The organism is Chitinophaga chungangae, from assembly GCF_017742215.1.
Taxonomy (GTDB): Bacteria; Bacteroidota; Bacteroidia; order Chitinophagales; family Chitinophagaceae; genus Chitinophaga; species Chitinophaga chungangae.
Map to the genome: position 1 here is coordinate 1,037,052 of NZ_JAGHKP010000002.1, position 20,421 is coordinate 1,057,472.

At 55.1% G+C, this 20,421-nt stretch carries 13 protein-coding genes; 7 read left to right on the forward strand and 6 right to left on the reverse strand.

The window, feature by feature from the left end:
• Window positions 1–12: 12 nt before the first annotated feature.
• The 4 genes from J7I43_RS12540 to J7I43_RS12555 all read left to right on the forward strand — a co-directional run bounded on the left by J7I43_RS12540 (window position 13) and on the right by J7I43_RS12555 (window position 4,651).
• The gene (locus J7I43_RS12540) at window positions 13–573 is read left to right on the forward strand and encodes a K(+)-transporting ATPase subunit C (protein WP_209146020.1); all 561 of its coding nucleotides are present in this window, start codon (window positions 13–15) and stop codon (window positions 571–573) included.
• 117 nt (window positions 574–690) lie between these two features.
• Entirely contained in the window at window positions 691–1,767 is a 1,077-nt protein-coding gene (locus J7I43_RS12545; RefSeq protein WP_209146021.1) for a porin, read from the forward strand.
• Window positions 1,768–1,844: 77 nt separating this feature from the next.
• On the forward strand, window positions 1,845–2,951 hold the full coding sequence (locus J7I43_RS12550) for a sensor protein KdpD (protein ID WP_209146022.1): 1,107 nt from the start codon (window positions 1,845–1,847) through the stop codon (window positions 2,949–2,951).
• Window positions 2,948–4,651, forward strand: coding sequence for a sensor histidine kinase (locus J7I43_RS12555; RefSeq protein WP_209146023.1), 1,704 nt, complete (start codon window positions 2,948–2,950; stop codon window positions 4,649–4,651). Before J7I43_RS12550 ends, J7I43_RS12555 begins: the two co-directional genes overlap by 4 nt.
• Here J7I43_RS12555 and J7I43_RS12560 read toward each other — a convergent pair.
• On the reverse strand, window positions 4,648–7,614 hold the full coding sequence (locus tag J7I43_RS12560) for a PAS domain S-box protein (protein ID WP_209146024.1): 2,967 nt from the start codon (window positions 7,612–7,614) through the stop codon (window positions 4,648–4,650). The two genes, J7I43_RS12555 and J7I43_RS12560, sit on opposite strands and share 4 nt — an antisense overlap.
• Before the next feature lie 217 nt (window positions 7,615–7,831).
• Between J7I43_RS12560 and J7I43_RS12565 the strand changes: the two genes are divergently transcribed.
• Complete coding sequence (locus J7I43_RS12565) at window positions 7,832–8,545, forward strand: outer membrane beta-barrel protein (RefSeq protein WP_209146025.1); 714 nt, start codon at window positions 7,832–7,834, stop codon at window positions 8,543–8,545.
• Between the two features lie 89 nt (window positions 8,546–8,634).
• On the opposite strand, the gene J7I43_RS12570 is transcribed toward J7I43_RS12565, so the two are convergent.
• Window positions 8,635–9,417, reverse strand: a complete 783-nt coding sequence (locus J7I43_RS12570) for an enoyl-CoA hydratase-related protein (protein ID WP_209146026.1) — start codon at window positions 9,415–9,417, stop codon at window positions 8,635–8,637.
• Between the two features lie 51 nt (window positions 9,418–9,468).
• Complete coding sequence (locus tag J7I43_RS12575) at window positions 9,469–11,424, reverse strand: S9 family peptidase (protein ID WP_209146027.1); 1,956 nt, start codon at window positions 11,422–11,424, stop codon at window positions 9,469–9,471.
• Between the two features lie 149 nt (window positions 11,425–11,573).
• Between J7I43_RS12575 and hflX the strand changes: the two genes are divergently transcribed.
• Both hflX and J7I43_RS12585 read left to right on the forward strand, forming a co-directional pair.
• Window positions 11,574–12,764 carry a GTPase HflX gene (gene hflX, locus J7I43_RS12580; RefSeq protein ID WP_209146028.1) on the forward strand — a complete coding sequence of 397 codons (1,191 nt, stop codon included), beginning with the start codon at window positions 11,574–11,576 and terminating at the stop codon, window positions 12,762–12,764.
• Window positions 12,764–13,108: a Rieske (2Fe-2S) protein gene (locus tag J7I43_RS12585; RefSeq protein ID WP_209146029.1), complete on the forward strand. Its 345-nt coding sequence runs from the start codon at window positions 12,764–12,766 to the stop codon at window positions 13,106–13,108. Before hflX ends, J7I43_RS12585 begins: the two co-directional genes overlap by 1 nt.
• Before the next feature lie 138 nt (window positions 13,109–13,246).
• Here J7I43_RS12585 and J7I43_RS12590 read toward each other — a convergent pair whose 3' ends face one another.
• The 3 genes from J7I43_RS12590 to J7I43_RS12600 all read right to left on the reverse strand — a co-directional run bounded on the left by J7I43_RS12590 (window position 13,247) and on the right by J7I43_RS12600 (window position 20,317).
• The gene (locus J7I43_RS12590; protein ID WP_209146030.1) at window positions 13,247–15,700 is read right to left on the reverse strand and encodes a glycoside hydrolase family 31 protein; all 2,454 of its coding nucleotides are present in this window, start codon (window positions 15,698–15,700) and stop codon (window positions 13,247–13,249) included.
• A gap of 86 nt (window positions 15,701–15,786) precedes the next feature.
• Window positions 15,787–17,337 (reverse strand): RagB/SusD family nutrient uptake outer membrane protein, encoded by a 1,551-nt coding sequence (locus J7I43_RS12595; protein WP_209146031.1) that lies wholly within the window; start codon window positions 17,335–17,337, stop codon window positions 15,787–15,789.
• 28 nt (window positions 17,338–17,365) lie between these two features.
• A complete protein-coding gene (locus tag J7I43_RS12600; RefSeq protein WP_209146032.1) occupies window positions 17,366–20,317 on the reverse strand; it encodes a SusC/RagA family TonB-linked outer membrane protein in 2,952 nt (983 codons plus the stop codon).
• Between the last annotated feature and the right edge of the window lie 104 nt (window positions 20,318–20,421).

Sequence of the window (20,421 nt, forward strand, 5' to 3'; positions counted from 1 at the left end):
TCTGAACAGATCATGAAAAAATATTTTTTCCCTGCATTAAAACTGACCGTGGTAATGGTCTTGCTGACCGCGGGCATTTATCCCCTGTTGATCGCAGGCATTTCCAAACTGGCTCCGGGCAAGGGAGACGGGGTAACCGTGACGAACAAAGGCAAAGTAGTGGGCTACGCGAACGTGGGCCAGCAATTTACGGACGACAAATATTTCCAGGGCCGCCCTTCGGCTGTGGGGTATAATGCGGCCGGCTCCGGCGGTTCCAACAAAGGTCCGTCTAACGGAGATTATCTGAAAGTGGTGCAGGAACGGATAGACACCTTCCTGGCACATAACCCCGGGGTAAAAAAGGAAAACATTCCCGCGGAACTTGTAACAGCGTCAGGCAGCGGGCTGGACCCTCATCTGTCTCCGGCCGCCGCCCTGCTGCAGGTCCCCAGGATTGCCAAACTCCGCAACCTGCCGGAAAACAAACTGAACGAACTGGTGAAAGAAAACACGAAAGGCCCGCTGCTGGGCATGTTTGGCCCTTCCACCGTAAATGTGCTCCGGTTGAATATTGCGCTGGACAATCTGTAATAGGTCACACGACGTTCCTGCCTGTGAAAAACGTACATCACGCTTTCCCGGGGCAATGCGCGCCCGGGGAGCGTGAGCGGTACGGACATTCTGGACTTTTTAAACACACGCTATAAAATGAAGAAGATATTGATGATCGCCGCCGGCGCTATGTTTTGCATGCATGCAATGGCACAGGGCCAGCCGGAGAAAACGGAACCGAAACTGACGATTTCCGGTTATGCGGAAGCTTATTATTCCTACGATTTCAACGAGCCGGAAAACCACACCCGTCCGGGGTTTTTGTACAACCATACCCGCCACAACGAACTGAACGTTAACCTTGCATACCTCAAAGCCAATTACAGCAGCGGCCGCGTAAGGGCCAACGTAGCCCTGATGGCGGGCACTTACGGCCAGTACAACCTGGCCGCGGAACAGGAATTGCTCCGCTACGTGTACGAAGCGAACGCAGGCGTTCGCGTCGGGAAAAACGTATGGATAGACGCGGGCATCATGCCTTCGCATATCGGGTTCGAAAGCGCGGTGTCCAAAGATTGTTACACGCTCACCCGCAGCATCATGGCGGAAAATACACCGTACTACGAAACCGGCGCCAAAGTTACCTGGACGCCGGATGAAAAATGGACAATATCCGCCATGTACCTCAACGGCTGGCAAAGGATCAAACGGCCTGACGCCAATCAAGCGCCCGCTTTCGGCACGCAGCTGACCTTTAAACCCGGCAGCAGGGTAACGCTCAACTGGAGCACGTTCGTGGGCAACGACAAACCCGATTCCGTACGCCAGATGCGTTACTTCAACGATGTTTACGGTATCTTTAATATCACGGACAAATTCAGCCTGATAGCGGGTTGCGACTATGGCATGGAAGAAAAACAGCAAGGCGAAAGCGGCGTCAACAGCTGGTACAGCCCGATGGCCGTGGCGCGGTACGCTTTCACGGAAAAAATAGCCATGGCGGCGCGGTATGAATATTATAACGACGAAAAAGGGGTGATCATCGCCACGGGAACGCCGAACGGTTTTAAGACCAGCGGTTATTCCCTGAACCTGGACGTCGCTCCCGCGGGCAATGTGCTGTTCCGCGTGGAAGGGAAAATGTACGACAGTAAAGACGGGATCTTTACCAAAAACCTGGAAACGAAGAGCACCAACGTGGCTATCACCACATCGCTGGCAGTTTCATTTTAAACCATAACAAAATCCCATCTCAGCAGCGGAGCCTTGTTTACAAGCGCTCCGCTGAGGTGGTTTAACAAGATCGGCACATGATGCAACGGTTTTTACATCCGGCGAACAAAGCCGGGCGCGGTCAGTTTAAAATTTACATCGGCATGAGCGCCGGCGTGGGCAAAAGCTACAGGATGCTGCAGGAAGCTCATGCCATGCTGCGCAAGGGTTTGAACGTGCAGATCGGGTATATCGAAACGCACGGGCGAAGGGAAACGGAAGCCCTGCTGGAAGGGCTGCCCCTGATCCCGCGGCGGCAGGTTTTCTACAAAGGCAAAATGCTCGACGAAATGGACCTCAACGCCATCCTGCTGCTGGCGCCGGAATGGGTGATCGTGGACGAGCTGGCCCATTCCAACATACCCGGTTCCAAAAACGAAAAACGCTGGCAGGACGTAATGGACCTGCTCAACGCCGGCATCAACGTGATCTCCGCCGTCAACATCCAGCACATGGAAAGCATCAACCACCAGGTGAAAGCCATCACCGGCGTGGAAGTGCAGGAACGTGTGCCGGACAGCATGCTGCAAATAGCGGACGAAGTGGTGAACATCGACCTGACGGCAGATGAGCTCATCACCCGGCTGAAAGAAGGCAAAATATACGACCCGGGCAAAGTGGAAAACGCTTTGCGCAACTTTTTCCAGTCAGACAAAATTCTCCAACTGCGGGAACTGGCGCTGAAAGAAGTAGCTTCGCAGGTAGAAAGGAAAGTGGAAACCGAAATACCGCGTAACCGGCAGATGCGCCACGAACGTTTCCTGGCCTGCATTTCCAGCAACGGGGAAATAGCCCGGAAAGTGATCCGCAAAACCGCGCGGCTGGCCGCGTATTATCACGGCGAATGGTATGTGCTGTATGTGCAGACGCCGAAAGAAAGCGCGGGCCGCATCAACCTGGCTTCGCAGCGCCACCTGATCAATAACCTGAAACTGGCCACCGAGCTGGGCGCGGAAGTGCTCAGGGTGCAGCATGCCAACGTTGCGGAGGCCATTATCGAAACGGCGCGCGAAAAAGAGATCACCACCGTGTGCATCGGCAAACCGCATATCAGCCTTTTCGGCATTATTTTGCGAACAAGCGTGTTTAACCAGTTATTAAAAACATTATCCTCTCACGAAACCGACCTCGTAATATTGTCATGACCAAACTCAGGCTTAAATCAAAGATCACGATCGGGGTGTTGTTCCTTTTCCTGATGCTGCTGCTGGTGAGCATTTTGGGATATTATTACCTCGACCGTGTAAACCGCGGCTCCCGCGCGATCCTGGAAGACAACTACGAATCCGTGGAGTATACCCGCAACATGCTCCGCACCCTCGACAGCTGGGGCCAGGCGCCTTTTTCTTCACAGCAGGAATTTGAGGCCAACCTCGTAAAACAGGAAAAGAACGTGACAGAGCCCGGCGAAGGCGCGCCCACGCAATCTATACGCAAACGGTACGGATCGCTTAAAAACGGCGACAGCTCCCAATTGCAGGCGATCAAAAAAGACCTTTTCGCCGTGATGGAAGTGAACATGAAAGCGATCGTGAACAAAAACGAAGCGGCCATGGAAACGGCGGACAAAGCGCTGCTATACATTGCTATTATCAGCGGCGTATGTTTCCTGCTGGGCGTTACGTTCGTTTACAATTTTCCCGGTTACATCGCCGACCCTATCCACAAACTTACCGAAGGCATCAGGGGCATCGCGGAGAAAAAATACGAACAGCGGCTGTATTTCAAATCCGGCGACGAGTTTGGCGAGCTGGCCGCGGCGTTTAATACCATGGCGCAAAAGCTGGATGAATACGAGCACAGCAACCTCGCGCGCATCCTATTTGAAAAACAGCGCGCCGAAGCGGTGATCAGCAGCCTGAAAGACGCCACCATCGGGTTGGACAACCAAAACACCATTCTTTTCGCCAACAATGAGGCCCTTCAGCTGCTCGGCGTTCCGGATAAAGAACTGGTAGGCAAAGCCGCCGGCGAAGCGGCCCAACGCAACGACCTGCTGAAATTCCTGCTGGAAAAGGGCCCCGGCGGCCCCATCAAGATCGTGGTGAACAACCGCGAAAGTTTTTTTATGCGCGAAGCGGTGGACATTTTTCATGAAAAAGAAAAGATCGGTTACGTCATCATCCTCAAAAACATCACGGCTTTTAAAGAGCAGGACCTCGCGAAAACGCATTTTATCGCCACCATCTCCCACGAACTGAAAACGCCGCTGGCCGCCACGGATTTCAGTCTCAAGCTGCTGGACGACGAACGCACCGGCCCGCTGCTGCCGGAACAGAAAGAACTGCTGGACGGCATCCGCAACGACAACCGGCGGATGATCCGCATGGTAAGCGAACTGCTCGACTTTTCAAAAGTGGAAAGCGGCAATATCCAGCTGCAGATACAGCCGGTGAAACCCCGGCAGATCGTGCAATACGCGCTGGATACGGTGAACAAACAGGCCGCGGGCAAACAGGTGAACATCCGCGCAACGCTGCCGCCCGACCCCGTGCAGATCAGCGCGGACGCGGAAAAGAGCGCGTGGGTGCTGGTGAACCTGCTCACCAACGCCATCCGTTATTCCGCCCCCGGCGCGGAAGTGGAGCTGGACGTGCTCGCCACCGGCACCGGCGCCCTGCACTTCAGCGTGCGCGATCACGGCAAAGGCATCGATCCGGCATTCAGGAATAAAATATTTGAAAGATTTTTCCAGGTGCCCGGGGCGGACGATGCGAAGGGAAGCGGCCTGGGCCTGGCCATCGCCAAAGAGTTCATCGAGGCGCAGGGCGGCAGCATCGGCGTGGAAAGCGAACCGGGAAAAGGCAGCCGCTTCTGGTTTTCGCTGCCTTTGTACAGGAGTTAGGAAAGTTTGTTGACCTCTTTTTGCAGCACTGCGTGCGCATCTTTGTACAGCTTCACCGCCAGGTGAATATTCGATAAAATGGTATGCAGGCTTTCGCGGTTGCGGGCCTGCTGTTCTATTTCTATGATCATTTCCAGCATCGGGTGAATGCGCACTACCATCAGGCTGCTGCGTAAAAGACTGGCGTGCTGGCTGGTTTCGTCCCAGTCTTCCAGCTGCGCGCTGTTTTCCAGGTTGCAGAGCATGCCGCTGGTCCGTTCCAGGAAAGTGTTCAGGATGTCGAGCATGTATTCGCGGCTGTCGCCCGCCACGCTGCGCAGGTAATGCAGGTCTACCATCGACGGCACTTTCTGTTCCTCGTAATCGGGCCCGGTGAATTTGTGCTGCACGGGGTCGCGCTCGCCGAGGGCTTCCAGTATTTTCTGGAACAGTTCGTTGGGGATGAAAGGTTTGGAGATGTAATCGTTCATGCCCGCCATCAGGCAGCGTTCGCGGTCGCCTTTGAGCGCGGAGGCCGTCATGGCGATGATGGGTATGGAAGAGCCGCCGTCGCGGATCTTACGGGTGGCTTCGAGGCCGTCCATCTGCGGCATCTGTATGTCCATCAGGATGCAGTCGTATTTGTGCGAGCGCAGTTTTTCGAGCGCTTCCACGCCGTTCTCCGCCAGTTCTACCGCTGCGCCGGCATTGGCCAGCGTGCGGATGGCGAGTTTCTGGTTTACGAGATTATCTTCGGCCAGCAGGATATTTTTCCCCTGCAGCGGCGGCAATAGTAAAGCGCCGTTGCTGGCGGCCGGCACAGGCACGGGTTCCCGCGCCTGGCGGTTATACGGTATCGAAAAACGGATGATGGTGCCGCCTTCCGGATTGTTGCGGATGTGCACCTTGCCCTGCTGCAGCTCCACCAGCTGGCGCACCAGCGCAAGGCCCAGCCCGGTGCCGCCGTGTTTGCGATCATTGCCGGCATGCACCTGCGCGAAGGTGGTGCCCATTTCGTGGTGCAGATGTTGTGGAATACCAATGCCCGTGTCTGCCACTTCAAACAGGTACTTCACCTGCTTTTCATTTTCCTCGGAAACATTTACCGTCAGCCGTACGGAGCCTTCGTCCGTGAATTTAACCGCATTGTCGAGCAGGTTGTCCAGCACTTGTTTCAGCCGCAACGGGTCGCCCAGCACCTTGTTTTCCATATTCTCCTGGATGTCGCAGAAAAGCTGCAGCCCTTTCCCCTCGGCCCTTTGACGGTATTTTTCCGTTTGCTGCGCCACCAGTTCCCCGAGGTCGATCGCGGTATGTTCCAATACCATATGCCCGGCCTTGATGCGCGAAAAATCCAGCAGGTCGTTCACCAGCGCCAGCAGGTGATTGGCGGAATCGAGCACTTCGCGCACGTATTCCGCCTGAATTTCGCTGGTAGGCGTTTGATCGAGCAGGTAAGTAAAACCGAGGATGCCGTTGAGCGGCGTGCGCAGCTCATGGCTCATGTTGGCCATAAAAAATTCCTGCGCGCGGCGTGCGTCGATGGCTTTTTTGCGTTCGTCGATCAGCGCATGTTCGTGCTGGATGCGCTCGGTAATGTCCGTCGCGATGCCGCAAAGACCGTACACGCGGTTGGTATGGTCGCGGAGCGGGAATTTGGTGAGAAAAAAATAATGCGTTTTGCCGTCTATCTCGATGCTGTCTTCCGATTCCACCGGCCTTTCGTGCAGCAGCACTTCCCGGTCCGATTCAATGCTTTTTTCCGGTTTCAGTTTGGTGGGGAAGTCTTTATCCGCCCGCCCGAGAATATTCTCGCTTTTGATGCCGAACACCTCTTCGAACCGTTTATTCACCAGCACATATTTTCCGTTGATGTCTTTGATGAAGATCATCGACGGGGTGTTGAGCAAAATGGATTGCAGCCGGGAATGAAGGATGTTCATTTCATTTTTCGTTTTCACGATCTCCTCGTCGGCCATTTTTCTGGCGTGAATATCCTTCACGATGCATTGGTAGCCGCTGAAAATGCCGCTTTGCCGCGTCAGCACCACATGTTGCTCCACCCATTTCCGTTCGCCGTTTTTGCAGCGGATGGGAAAACGGAGGGTGGATTCGTTGTGGCCCTCGAAGGCCTGTTTTTCATAATGTTCGCGGATGCGCTGCTGTTCCGGCGGGTCGATGAGCATGATGTATTGTTTGTCGAGCAGCTCCTGCGGTGTATAGCCGGTGAGGTCGTAGGCTTTGGCGTTCACGTATTTGAAAAACCCGCCGCGGTTGGTGGTGAACATGGTGGCGCCCGCGTCTTCCACGAGTTTGCGGTATTTGGCTTCGCTGGCGCGGAGCACGGTTTCGGTGGCTTTGGCCCTGCGCATGTCTCTCACCAGCCGGTACAGGCCCCAGCAAATGATGATCAGGGCCAGCGCGCTGGCGGCGAGGGTGGCCAGGAACGGCAGGCGGTTGGGAATGCTGCGGCTGAGGCGGCTTTCCATTAAGGCGTATTGTTGGTTCAGCAGGCGCTCTGTGAGCTGCGTGAGCGGGTCGGGCGGCGCGGGCGTTTGCACCGGGCGGATCATGGCGGCCGCTATAATGGGGGATTCTCTGGCGGACGAAATGAGATAATTAAAATAGACGATGCGCTGGTATACCATGGCCCGCAGGGAATCCATGGCACGGGCCTCCTGCGGGTTGCCTGACGCAAAAAACTGGAGGTTTTCGACCGGGGTGCGCAGCTGCGCCTCGGTAAAGTTTTCCCGGGAAAGAAAACCGCTGTCTCCCGTGATCACATACGCTCTCACGGACGATTCCAGGCTTTTTACGGTCAGGGCTACCCGCTCCAGCAGGCGGATCTTGTCGTTGGTAAGCTGGATCCTTTCGTTCCTCCTGATGGCGTCGGCATCCGAGAACCAGGCGCTCCAGGCAAACCAGGCAACGGACACGATGGCGGCAACAAACACGATAATGACAGGGCTGCTGATCTTTTTCATTTACCAGGTAATTTATTCAGGGTCGTCTCTGCGTGTGGCTTTTTCGGAACAAGGGGATCTTTTCGAGTATTCGGTTGCGCGCTCAATTTACTTAAAATCTGTTTAACGGCGGCTGTGTAATTACCATGCATTATTTTTGCAATATTTTAACCAATTGATTTATTTGCATTCCATTAAATTTGCCTGATATTCTTTTTGCCAAGCATTTAAACATATTATGAAAAAATTACTTTTTACGCTGGGATTAATCGCGGTTTCCGCAGGTGTTTTCGCACAGGATAACAACGGGGCTGGCGCAGCGGCCATTGGTAAAGCCAGGGAAAAGGTGTCCTTTTCACGGGACTTCCTTGTGATCGGTATTTCTTACGACGGATGGGCTTCGGCTCCGGACAGCGTTAAGACCAAAGGGCTGAGCCGCGGGTTCAATATCGCCCTGATGTACGATTTCCCGGTTACGAAAGAGCATTTCAGCGTGGCTTTGGGTCTTGGCTTCAGCTCCAGCAGCGTTTTCCTCGACGACCAATATATCGACATGACCAACGGCCAGTCCAGCGCCGTGCGTTTCGTAAACGACGCCGACAAGTACAAAAAATACAAAGTGGCCACCAACTACCTTGAGGTTCCCCTCGAGTTCCGCTTCCGCGCCGTGTCAGACAATGCCAATAAGGGCTTCAAAGCCTCTATCGGCGCCAAAGTGGGCATGCTCGTGAATGCGCACACCAAAGGCAAGAACAGCCTGGGTGGGGAGAAGAATATCATCAAGGAACAAAACAAACGTTTCTTCAACCCCTGGCGTTTCGCCGGAACGGCGCGCGTCGGTTACGGGAACTTTGCCGTATTCGGCACCGTGAACCTGAACCCGCTGTTCAAAGACAACACCAACCTGGACATTCGTCCTTATTCCATCGGTATAGCCCTCAGCGGTTTATAATACACGAAGTTTTAACAGAAAGCCGCCCTGGTATTGCTCCGGGGCGGCTTTTTTATTGCCGGCGAGGGTAGTATTGCAGCCTTTTACGTTTATTTTCCTTTGAAAGCCGGTTTTCTCTTTTCCAGGAAGGCGTTTACGCCTTCTTCGTTGTCTTCCGTGTTGCCGGCTATTTCCTGGCAATACGCTTCATAGTCCAGTACGGCGTCCAATTGTTCGGTCATGCCTTTGGTGAGCATTTTTTTCATCAGCGCGATCGCTTTCGTGGGGGCGTTGGCGTAAAATTCCGCTTCGGCCTGCACAGCGGCGTCCAGCTCTTCGTGTTTCACCACTTTGTTCACCAACCCCATCTGCAAAGCCTCCGCGGCCGTGAGTTTGGTGGCTTTGGTAGCCAGTTCGAAAGCGCGGTGGTAACCCACGGCGCGCGGCAAAAAGTAAGAAGAGCCCGAATCGAGCACCAGCGCGATGTTGATGAATATTTCGATCATGCTGGCCTGTTCGGAAGCGATGATCACGTCGCAGGCCAGGGCCAGGGAGCAGCCTGCGCCCGCCGCCACGCCGTTGAGCTTGCATATCACGGGTTTGGGCATGTTGCGGATGGCCCGGATGATAGGATTGTACCGTTTGTGCAGCGATTCCCCGAGATTCCGCCTGCCGGCGGCTTCCAGCGAAGCTTTCAGGTCCTGCCCGCTGCTGAACGCCTTGCCCGCACCGGTAAGCACAACGGCGCGCACGGTCTCGTCTTTCTCCGCCTGTTTTAAAGCGTCCTGCAATTCGTAACTGAGGGCATCGTTGAAAGCGTTGTAAACGTCGGGGCGGTTAAGGGTGATGGCCGCAATATTGTTTTGGATGTCGAGGTTAAGCGTAGTGAACATGGTATGGTTTTTAAAAAAGGGATGCGGCCTGCAAGCCGCATCCCGTAAGGATTATAACGTTTCTTTCAGCCAGCCGAAAAATTCCCGCTGCCAAACGATGGCGTTTTGCGCGCTCAGCACCCAGTGGTTTTCTTCGGGGAAATACACCAGTTTGCTCTTCAGCCCTTTCAACTGCGCGGCCTGGTAAGCCTGAAGCCCCTGCTCGATGCCCACGCGGAAATCGATGCCGCCCTGCACGACCATAATGGGCCTGTTCCAGTTATTGACAAGATTGCTGGGATTAAATTGTTCGTAGCTTTTGGCGTTTGCGGGGTCGAAATACGCGCCGATGTCCCAGTTGGCGAACCACAGTTCTTCGGTGGTGCCGTACCAGCTGCGCAGGTCGAACAGGCCGTCGTGCGCGATGAAGGTTTTAAAACGGTTTTGATGAACGCCCGCCAGCATGTACACGGAATAACCGCCGTAACTCGCGCCCACCGCGCCCAGGCGCGATTTGTCCACGTATGGTTCTTTGCTCACGTCGTCGATGGCGGAGAGGTAATCGCGGATGGGCTGGCCGCCCCAGTCTTTGCTGATATCGGCATTCCATTTCACGCCGTGGCCGGGCATGCCCCTGCGGTTGGGCGCCACGATAATGTAACCTTCCGCCGCCATCAGCTGGAAGTTCCAGCGGTAGGAATAAAACTGGCTCACGGCGGATTGCGGGCCGCCCTGGCAATACAGCAGCGCAGGGTATTTTTTACTGGCGTCGAAATTTGGCGGATAGATCACCCACACCAGCATCTGCTGCCCGTCCGTGGTTTTTACCCAGCGTTCTTCCACTTTGCTTTGCTCCAGTTTGCCGTAAATATCGTTGTTCACGCCAGTGAGCTGTTTCACGGCGCCGCTTTTCAGGTCTACCGTATACAGTTCCGCGGCGTGGTTCATGTCCGTGCGCGTTACCACCATGGTATTGCCGTGCTGGCCCACGAAGCCGTTCAGGTCGTGCTGGCCTTTGGTGAGCTGGCGAACGTTTCCGCCGGTTACTTCAAATAACTGCTCCGTGCCTTTGGTAACGGCCAGGAAAAAAATGCGGCGGTCGTTTTTGCTGAAACAGGCTGCAGACACGGTGCCGTCCCACTTTTCGGTGAGATTGACGCGTTTGCCTGTAGCCAGGTCGTATTCGATGATGTCGTTTTTATCGGCCTCGAACCCGTCGCGCGCCATGCTGAGCCACAGCATACGTTTGCCGTCCGCGCTGAAAGCGGGCGCCACGTCGTAACCCGGCATGCCTTCGGAAAGATTTTCCGTTTGGCCGGTGGCGAGGGTGTAACGGTAAATGTCGGTATTGGTGCTAACGGCGTATTCCCTGCCGTATTTCTTTTTACTTACGTAAACGATCTGCTTGCCATCCGGGCTCCAGGTGAAGTCTTCCGCGCCACCGAAAGGCATCTGGGGGCAGTCGAACTTCTCGTCTTTCATGATGTCCACCGGCTCGCCGACCTTGCCCGTGGCCGCGTCCCAGTCGGCGAAGAATACGTGGTTGAAACTGCCGTCTTCCCAGGTGTCCCAATGGCGGTAGTTCAGGCTGGTATATACCTGCGCGTTGGATTTGGGAAGATCGGGATAACGGTCTGCCCCGGTGATTTTTTCCAGTTTCACTTCTTTGGAGAAAAGGATGTGTTTGCCATCCGGCGAAATGCGTGCATTCTGCAGCCCGCCTTCCGTTTCGGTGCGTTGTTTGGCGTTGGCGCCGTCGCTGTCCATTTCCCACAACTGGCCTTTGTAGCTGTACAGGATGCGGCCGTCGGGCAGCAGCTGCACTACGGATTCCCCGCCCGGGGCGGTCGTAAGCTGCCTGGCCGCGCCGCCGGAAACGGGGATGGACCAGAGATTGCGCTCGCTTTTGTTTTCCTGCATATTGTAGCGGGAAACGCCGAATATGACCGATCCGTCGTCTGTTATCGTTTCCCCGCTTACCCTGCCAAGTTGCCACAGCAGCTCGGGGCTCATTTTTTGTTGTGCCATGCTTTGCTGAATGAATAAAATACCTGCTAACAGGAATGTTTTACGCATTGGTGTAGATTTTGTTGTGGTGAGGCATAAATGTAGGAAAATTTAGCCTGATGCCTCACCCGGCGGTAATTCATTAACTTTGCAAAAATTCTGAATATACTTTGATAGAAAAAACACAGGCAGTAGCCCAGGACGAGCGCGCGGTGCTGGTAGGACTGATCCATAAAGAGCAAACCGAAGCGCAGGTGCAGGAGTACCTGGACGAACTGGCCTTCCTGGCAGACACGGCCGGCGCCACCGCGGTGAAACGTTTTACGCAGCGGCTGCCGCACCCGGACAGGGCCACTTTCATCGGCAAGGGCAAACTGGAAGAAGTAAGGCAATACGTGGCGGGGAAAGATATCAGCATCGTTATTTTTGACGACGAGCTTACCGGCTCGCAGATCTCCAACATACAAAAGGAGCTGAAAGTAAAGGTGATCGACCGGAGCGACCTCATTCTGGACATCTTCGCGCGCCGCGCCCGCACCGCACAAGCAAAAGTGCAGGTGGAGCTGGCGCAATACCAGTACATCCTGCCGCGCCTCCGCGGCATGTGGACGCACCTCGAGCGCCAGAAAGGCGGTATCGGCATGAGAGGCCCCGGTGAAACGGAGATCGAAACGGACCGCCGTATCGTGAAGGATAAAATTTCGCTGCTGCGCAAACGGCTCGCGGAAATCGACAAACAATCGCTTACCCAGCGGAAAGACCGCGGGGAATACATCCGTGTGGCGCTCGTGGGTTATACGAACGTGGGCAAAAGCACCATCATGAACGTGCTGAGCAAAAGCGAAGTGTTCGCCGAAAACAAACTGTTCGCCACGCTCGACACCACCACCCGCAAAGTGGTGTTCGAACAAACGCCGTTCCTGCTGAGCGATACGGTAGGGTTCATCCGCAAACTGCCGCACCACCTGGTGGAAAGCTTCAAATCCACGCTGGACGAAGTGCGGGAAAGCGACATCCTCATGCATGTGGTCGATATCAGTCATCCGAAATACGAAGACCAGATCGAAGTGGTGAACCGCACGCTGACCGAGCTGAAATCGCTGGACAAGCCCACGGTCCTCGTCTTCAACAAAATGGACCTGTACGAAAAACAGACCTTCGACGAATGGCTGACGGAGGATGTGAAAAAAGATATCCTCAACCAATTTAAAGAAAGCTGGCAGCACCGCTCGCACGGCAACGCAGTATTTATTTCCGCCACGGAAAGAATGAATATCGAGGAACTGCGCAAAACCATACTGGATAAGGTTGTGCAGCTGTACCGCGAACGTTACCCCTATAAATCCGAATTTTTCTTTTGATGGCCAAACAATACAACTGGCACCGCTTTGCCGACGCAGGCGACCCCGTGGCGGGCGAAGCGGCTATTTCCGTGCATGAAGTGAACGGCAAAAAGATCTGTTTTACCCGCTACCAGGGCGAGTTGTACGCCTTCGCGCACAAATGCCCGCATGCGGGCGGCATGATGTCTGACGGGTTTATCGACGAGCGTGGGAACGTAGTTTGCCCGCTGCACCGTTACAAATTCAATATCCGTAACGGGTACAACAGCAGCGGCGAAGGTTTTTACCTGAAAACATACCCGCTGGAACAACGGGAAGACGGGCAATACCTTGGCCTGGAAAAAAGCTGGCTGAGCTGGTAGCGGCGCGGCCCTAACGATCGCCTTACAGCAATTTGGCGGTCATTAAATTTAACGAAAACCGCGCGGGGGGATGTTAACAAATCGAAAAGGCCGCCCCCTCCGGAGCGGCCTGCGCCGGTGAGCGAACGCACCGGCATGTTATTGACCAAAACGAATTTTGATCACTTCAGCACTATTTAGCACCAGCACTTTTAATACCGCACAACTCACCGCGGGATTGGATTCTCCCTGCGGATCGAAACGGGATACGGGCTGGATGAATGCGGTATTTCCCTGTTCAACATCCGCCGGTTTACCATCGACCGAAATCTGCTGTTGACCGAAACCGTGGAGGACCAGCTGGATATGTTTGAATTTGGAGCGCAGTTTTCCGCTGGCCTGCTCCAGGGTGAGGGAATTTTCCTGCGGGCGGTAGGAAATGTTGCGCTGGAAAAATCCGTCTTTTTCATAATCGAACGTTTCCCCATCGTCTTCATAATACCTGAAATCGTTACCGATATTGCCTTTGTAAACATGGAGGAACAGCGTGTCCGAAGGTTTTTCCCGTGTGCTTTGCACCAGCGACTGCATGGGAATAATGCTGCTTTCTTTGACGTACACGGGCAGCGTGTGCATGCCCAGCGTCAGCATTTTTTCCCGGCCGCCGTTTTCTTTGCCGTCGTCGTACAGGTTGTACCAGTCCCCTTCGGGGAAATACACCGGCGCATACGCCTGTTTGCTTTCAAACGGCGCGATGAGGAACGCGGGGCCGAACTGGTATTCGTTCTGGAAACGCGTGTCGTACACTTTCGGGTCGTGCGTATTGGCCAACGCCAGCGTGCGCATGAGCGGCAGGCCGGTTTGTGTGGCGTCGTAAAAACAGGAATAGATGTACGGCAACAGTTTGTACCGCAGGTTGATGTAGTTGCGTGAAATTTCCAGCACTTCTTCACCGAAAGCCCATGGTTCCGCAGATTTGGTGTTGATGCCGGTGTGGCTCCTGCAATACGGCGTGAAAGCGCCGATCTGTATCCAGCGGGCGTACAGCGCGGGGCTGCCATTGCCGGTGAACCCGCCAACGTCCATGCCGGTGAAAGGCACGCCGCTGAGGCCCAAACTGTTCATGAGGCGAACGCCCAGCAGCATGTGATCGTCTTCGGCGCGGTTGTCGCCCGTCCAGATGGCGGAATAACGCTGCAGACCGGCGTAGCCGGCGCGGGTAAGGATGAAGGGGCGCTGGTTGGGCACGGCTTCTTTGGCGCCTTCGTAGCTGGCGCGCACCATGGCCAGGCCGTACACGTTGTGCGCCTGCTGGTGCGTCACCGGGTTGCCTTCAAAATCGAACAGCACATTGTCCGGCATACGCTGGCCCCAGGTAGCGATCTCGTTCATATCGTTCCAGAGGCCGGAAACGCCCGCGTTGGTAAAAAGTTTCACCTGCTGTTTCCACCAGCTTCTGCCTTTGGCGCTGGTGAAATCAGGGAAATGACACCAGCCGGGCCATACCTGGCCGGTGTAGTTTTTCCCGTCGCTGTATTTGATGAAAATGTCATCCTTCAGCCCGCTTTCATAAGCATGGTAACCCTTTTCCACCTTGATGCCCGGGTCTACGATCACCGTGGTGCGGAAGCCGAGTTTCTGCAGCTGCGCGTTCATGCCCGTGGGATCGGGGAAACGTTGTTTGTTCCAGGTGAAAAGTTTGTAAGCGTCCATGTAATGAATGTCCAGCGTAATGCCGTCTGCCGGCACCTGTTTTTCGCGCAGCGTTTGCGCGACGCGCAGCACTTCGGCTTCCGGGTAATAGCTATAGCGGTTTTGCTGGTAGCCGAGGCTCCAGAGCGGCGGCATTTTCATGCGGCCGGTGAGTTGCGTGTATGCGGAAACAATGCCCGCCACCTGCGGGTGGTAGATGAAATAATAATTCATTTCGCCGCCGTTGGCGGAGAAAGAGGAAAAACGGTCGTTGCTCGCGCCGAAATTAAAATCGCTGCGGAACGTGTTGTCGAAAAAGATGCCATAGCTCAGGCCGTGATGTACGCCGATGTAAAAAGGAATGGTGGAATAGATCGGGTCCTGCGTAACCGTATAGCCGTAAGCGTCGGTATTCCAGTTGGTGTAGGAGCTGCCTTTGCGGTCGAGATTGCCGGTCTTTTCACCCAAACCGATAAACCGTTCGCCTTCCTGCATCGTTTTGTATGTGGTCACTTCCTCGCCGATCCAGCTGGTGCCCAGCCCCGGTTCGTCTGCATTGATCACTTTGCCGTCTTTGGTGTAGAAGGTAACGGAGAAAGGATTTTTGCCGATGCGCGCCACCAGCGAATCCGTTGCTATCCGCACTTCTTCCCCGTTCTGCGTTACCTGTGGCGCAAATGCCTGCGGCTGGGCGGTCACGGCGTAAGAGAAGTCTTTGGCGAGCGGCTGTTTGTCCATTCTCACGCGTATCACGGAAGGACTGTAAGCAGTGATCACGGCAAATGCATTTTGCGTGCGGATGCTTACCTCCTGCCCTTTGATGTTTACGGCGGTTACCTTTCCGGGCGTTTTTACCGGCTGCGCCATGGCCGCTATGGAAAGCAGCAGGCAGCAGCAAAGTGTGATTGTTCCTTTCATCATGTCGTGGGTTTTTGCAAAAAAGAATCCGGCAAGAGGCGTGTGTTACGCCTCTTGCGGGGATGGTGCCGCCTGTGGAAACAAGGCGGTTAGTACCCTGGATTCTGTTTGAGGTTGGGGTTAACAGCCAGATCGCTTACAGGTATCGGGAAAAGCAGGTTCCGCGGATCGTCTGAAGGTTTCAGCTGCCAGGGTTGGAGATATTTGTTAAACCGGATAAGGTCCTGCCGGCGCCAGCCTTCCCAGTACAATTCGCGGCCGCGCTCGTCGAGCAATACGTCCAGCGTAAGAGCGGCCAGCGGTGTGGCTTTGCGTTTCACGCGCAGCTGGTTCACGATCAGCAATGCGCCGGCGGCGTTGCCATTGCGCAGCAGGGCTTCGGCTTTCATCAGCATTACGTCCGCCAGGCGGAAAAACACCCAGTCGTTGTTGCCGTTGTTGCTGTTGGAGCCGCCGGGCGTTACCATATCGGGCGGGTATTTCACCACGCGGATGCCTTTGATCTCGAGATCGTTGCCGCTTTCCTGCAGGGCCAGCTCGCGGGTGAAGGCGAGATTGTTGCCTTTGCGGTCTTTGAGGGCGTTGCCGTCTTTGTCGTACTGCTGACCGACGAGCATGCCTACATGCAGGCCGGTTAACGGCGTTACGCTGGCGTATGCGCCGCCGCGGCGGGTATCCACCGCTTCAAATTTGTCGTAGAAGGCGGATACGGTAGAAAAACCGTTCCATCCGCCCGGCGTCTGGTGATAATGCAGCGTGGGCGCCCAGTGGCAGAAGGCGGCGTTTCCCGCGCGCACGGTGCTTTGACCGGGACCGTTTTGCTGGGTGAAAATGTTTTCGGTGCCGATCTCGTCGTTGTTATAAGCGAGGTTGTCGAAATAATTATTGGCGAGCGAATAACGCCCGGAAGTGAGGATCTGATCGCAGAGCGTAACCACCTGGGTGAGGTCCGCCGCGTCGAACGCGGGCTGCGCCGGGTTGAGGAACGCGCCTTTGTTGAGATGCGTTTTGATGAGCAGCGTACGGGCCCCGTCTTTATTGGCGACATAAGCCGGCACGTTCGCGGAACGTTCGGGCAAGTCGGGTATAATCGCAGTCAGCTCCGCGATGATAAAATTCACCGCTTCCTCGCCCGCCAGCACTTTAGGCGCCTGGCGCAGGTCTTCGCCCGGTTCGCGGAACGGCACCTGGCCGAATGCGTCCAGCACGGAGAACATGGAAAGGGCGCGGAGAAAACGCGCTTCCGCTGCCTGTTGTTTCGACGGGCGGAAGTTCAGCACGTTGGTGGCGGAATACTGCAGCAGCAGCAGGTTAGTGAAAGTGGCGCCTATGATGGGATGTTCGGCCGTCCAGGTGTGGGTTTTGAGGGAACGCCACTGGCCGTTGTCGTCCCAGTCGCCGCCGCGGGTGGGGGCCACTGCTTCGTCAGACGGCATTTCCTGCAGGGCCCAGAGATTGCTCTGGTCCTGGTAAGGCAGTTGCAGCCCGTCATAGGCGGTTTTCAATAAGGATGCCACCTGGATCACGGAATCGGCCTGGCTTCTTTCGAGGGTGGAGCCGAGCTGTTCGTCCAGCTTGGTGCAGCTTGCCAGTGTAAGGCTGGCCAGCGCGACCATTGATATTTTTTTATAGAAATGCATGATCGTTCGTTTTTGAGTGAATAATGGATTAGAGAGACACGCTTACGCCAAGGATGATGTTGCGCGCCGTCGGGTAAGGCGAATATTCGATGCCGAATGAATTGACGCCGTTGATGCTTTTATCCGTATTCACTTCCGGATCGAACCCGCTGTAATTGGTGATCACAAAAAGGTTCTGGCCGGTGAGGGAAATATTCACGTTTTTGAAAACTTTGCCGATGTTGCCAAGACTGTAACTGACGGTTGCGTTTGTCAGTTTCATAAAATCTCCTTTTTCGAGATACCGGGAAGAAGTGGTGATCGGGTTGGCGAGGTTCTCGTTGTTGCCCATCAGGCTCCGGGCGATGTTGCGGGAAGAAAGGTTGTTCACCGGCAATACGGTATTGGCCGTGTTGTTGTAAATATCCTGCCCGAACGCGCCGTTGAAATTGATGGCCAGGTACCATTTTTTGTAAGACAGGTCGGTGCCGATGCCGAGCAATTGTTTCGGGTTCGGGTCGCCCATGTAGTACATGGTGTTGCCGTTGTCCGCATATTGTGCAAGACCGTCTTTATCGAGCCCTTCGTATTTGCGCACGTAGAACACGTTGAGCGGATGGCCGTTGGCGAAACGCTGAACGGTAGCGCCGGTTACGCCCTGGCCGCTGATCGCGCCGGTAAGCACGTCCGGCCCGGTGTAGTTCTGCAGTTCGTTGCTGATGAAAGTGGCGTTTACGCCGAGGCCCCAGAGCAGATCTTTACCCCGTACGATCTCCCCGCGCAGGGCCAGTTCCACGCCTTTGTTGGTGATATCCCCGGGCATGTTGATCCAAAGGTTGGAAGCGGGGCCGGGCACGATGGCGGTGTAGTTGAACAGGAGATCGGTGGTTTTTTTATGGAAATAATCCACGCTGCCGCTGATCCTGGAATCGAGGATGGCGAAATCGAGACCGGCGTTCAGCTGGTTGGATTTTTCCCATTTCAGGTCGGGGTTGGCTACGTTTACCTGTCTTGCGCCACCCGAGCCGGCCAGTGCGTATTGTTCCTGTGCGGCTCCGGCAGGGAATTCCTGGTTGCCGGTAATGCCCCATCCGAGGCGCAGGGCCAGGTTCTGGAAGAAGCTGCTTCCTTTCATGAATTCTTCACTGCTGATATTCCATTTCGCCGCGAAAGAAGGGAAATAACCGTAGCGGTTGTTCTTCCCGAATTTATTGGAACCGTCTGCGCGCATGGTGGCGGTGAGCAGGTATTTGTCCTGCAGGTTGGCCGTTACCCTTCCGAAAATGGATTGCAGCTCAGATTGCGGGTTCACGTAAGAAGAAATAAAAGTATTGCTCTGCAAAGCGTTCTGCAAAATACTGGTGTACGGCAGGGCGTCGGTGGTGAAGCCGAGCGCGCCGAGGTCTACGCCTTTGTACACAAAGTCCTGGTACTCGTAACCCACCACCGCGTTGAGATTGAGGGCGGTGGAAAGTTGTTTGTTGTAGCTCAGGGTGTGGGTGAACAGTTTGGTGGTGAGCTCGGCATTGCCGTAGTATGCCTGGCCGAGGCCTTCCACGCCGGGCAGGGTGATGTACCCTTTCAGTTCGGTGCGGCGGATGCCGGTTTGGCGGTTGATGGAAAAGAGGAAACGGTATTCCAGGTCGTCGGTGACCTTGAAATACGGGCTGATGCTGCCGAGGATGTAGGAAATATTGGCGTTATCGTCCCAGGCTTCAGACATGGCGAGCGGGTTCACCGCGGCGTTGCCGCCCAGCTGGTTCAGCGAGCCGTCCGGTTTATGCAGTGGCACCGTGGGGTTCCACTGCAGCGCCTGGCCGATGAGGCTTCCGCGATAGTCTGCGTTGTTGCTGATGGGGGCGAGCTGTTCCACGGTTTGTGCGGCCATGAGGTTAAAATCGAGGCCGAGTTTTTTGCTTTCCAGGAATTTGAACTGGCCGGAGAGGTTGCCGGTATATTTTTTCAGGCCGGATTTACGCACGATGCCTTCCTGGTTCATGAGGCCGAAAGAAGCGCGGTAACGGCCGTTTTCGCCGCCGCCGCTGATGCCGACGTTGAAGTTTTGCGTAATGCCGGTGCGGGTGATGGACTTCATGCCGTCTTCGTTGGCGCCGCCGTCGCCGCTGGTGAACTTATACGATTCGAGCACGCCGCGGAATTCATCCGCGCTCAATACTTTCAGTTTTTTCATGATGGTGGATGCGCCCACGGAATAGTTGAAATCCAGTTTGGCAGGGCCTTCCACACCCTTTTTGGTAGTGATGATGATCACGCCGTTGGAGCCGCGGGAACCGTAAATGGCGGTGGCGGACGCGTCTTTTAAAACGTCCATCGACGCGATATCGAAAGCGTTCACGAAGTTGAGCGGGTTAGCGTCTGGCGTAATGCCGAGCCCGTTCGCATTGATGTTGGGGCGGGCAACGCGGCCGTCCAGCGGAACGCCGTCTATCACGTAAAGCGGCTGGTTGCCGGAGCGAACGGACGATACCCCGCGGATGCGCACGGTAGTGGCTGCGCCGGGAGCGCCGCTGGTGTTCACCACCATCAGGCCGGCCACTTTACCCTGTATGAGCTGGTCCGGCGCATTGGCGATGCCCTTGTTAAAATCTTTGGCTTTCAGCGAAGCAACGGAGCCTGTAAGGTCTTTTTTACGGGCGGTGCCGTAGCCTACCACCACCACGTCGGTAAGGGTGGTGTTCTCGGTTTGCAGGGTCACGTTCACTTCCGATTTCCCCGCGATGCTCACTTCCTGCTGGGTGTAGCCGATAAAACTAACGAGCAGCGTAGTGGCGGAAGCGGGCACATTGAGCTTAAACACGCCGTTTGCGTCGGTAACGGTGCCGGTGGAAGTGCCTTTCACCTGTACGCTGGCGCCGATGATGATCTCGCCTTTGTCGTCGGTGATCTTTCCGGTAACGGGTTTTGTCTGGGCCACAACTGCCGCCGCGAAGAAAATAAGCGGACAGAAAAGCAGCGCTTTTAGTAGACGGATTTTGGTCATAACGTAGTATTTAGTGAGTTTTTAGGATAAGTACAGTGGGTGGAATACTGTACGTGGAATCGTGTTTTTGGTTGAACAAGATCAAAGTAACCGGGAATAACAGT

Bases quoted from the DNA above. Each gene is read 5' to 3' on its own strand.
- J7I43_RS12540 (WP_209146020.1), top strand. From the start codon at position 13: ATGAAAAAATATTTTTTCCCTGCATTAAAACTGACCGTGGTAATGGTC.
- J7I43_RS12570 (WP_209146026.1), bottom strand. From the start codon at position 9,417: ATGTTCACTACGCTTAACCTCGACATCCAAAACAATATTGCGGCCATC.
- J7I43_RS12585 (WP_209146029.1), top strand. From the start codon at position 12,764: ATGGCCAAACAATACAACTGGCACCGCTTTGCCGACGCAGGCGACCCC.
- J7I43_RS12545 (WP_209146021.1), top strand. From the start codon at position 691: ATGAAGAAGATATTGATGATCGCCGCCGGCGCTATGTTTTGCATGCAT.
- J7I43_RS12555 (WP_209146023.1), top strand. From the start codon at position 2,948: ATGACCAAACTCAGGCTTAAATCAAAGATCACGATCGGGGTGTTGTTC.
- J7I43_RS12575 (WP_209146027.1), bottom strand. From the start codon at position 11,424: ATGGCACAACAAAAAATGAGCCCCGAGCTGCTGTGGCAACTTGGCAGG.
- J7I43_RS12565 (WP_209146025.1), top strand. From the start codon at position 7,832: ATGAAAAAATTACTTTTTACGCTGGGATTAATCGCGGTTTCCGCAGGT.
- J7I43_RS12600 (WP_209146032.1), bottom strand. From the start codon at position 20,317: ATGACCAAAATCCGTCTACTAAAAGCGCTGCTTTTCTGTCCGCTTATT.
- J7I43_RS12550 (WP_209146022.1), top strand. From the start codon at position 1,845: ATGATGCAACGGTTTTTACATCCGGCGAACAAAGCCGGGCGCGGTCAG.
- J7I43_RS12560 (WP_209146024.1), bottom strand. From the start codon at position 7,614: ATGAAAAAGATCAGCAGCCCTGTCATTATCGTGTTTGTTGCCGCCATC.
- J7I43_RS12590 (WP_209146030.1), bottom strand. From the start codon at position 15,700: ATGATGAAAGGAACAATCACACTTTGCTGCTGCCTGCTGCTTTCCATA.
- J7I43_RS12595 (WP_209146031.1), bottom strand. From the start codon at position 17,337: ATGCATTTCTATAAAAAAATATCAATGGTCGCGCTGGCCAGCCTTACA.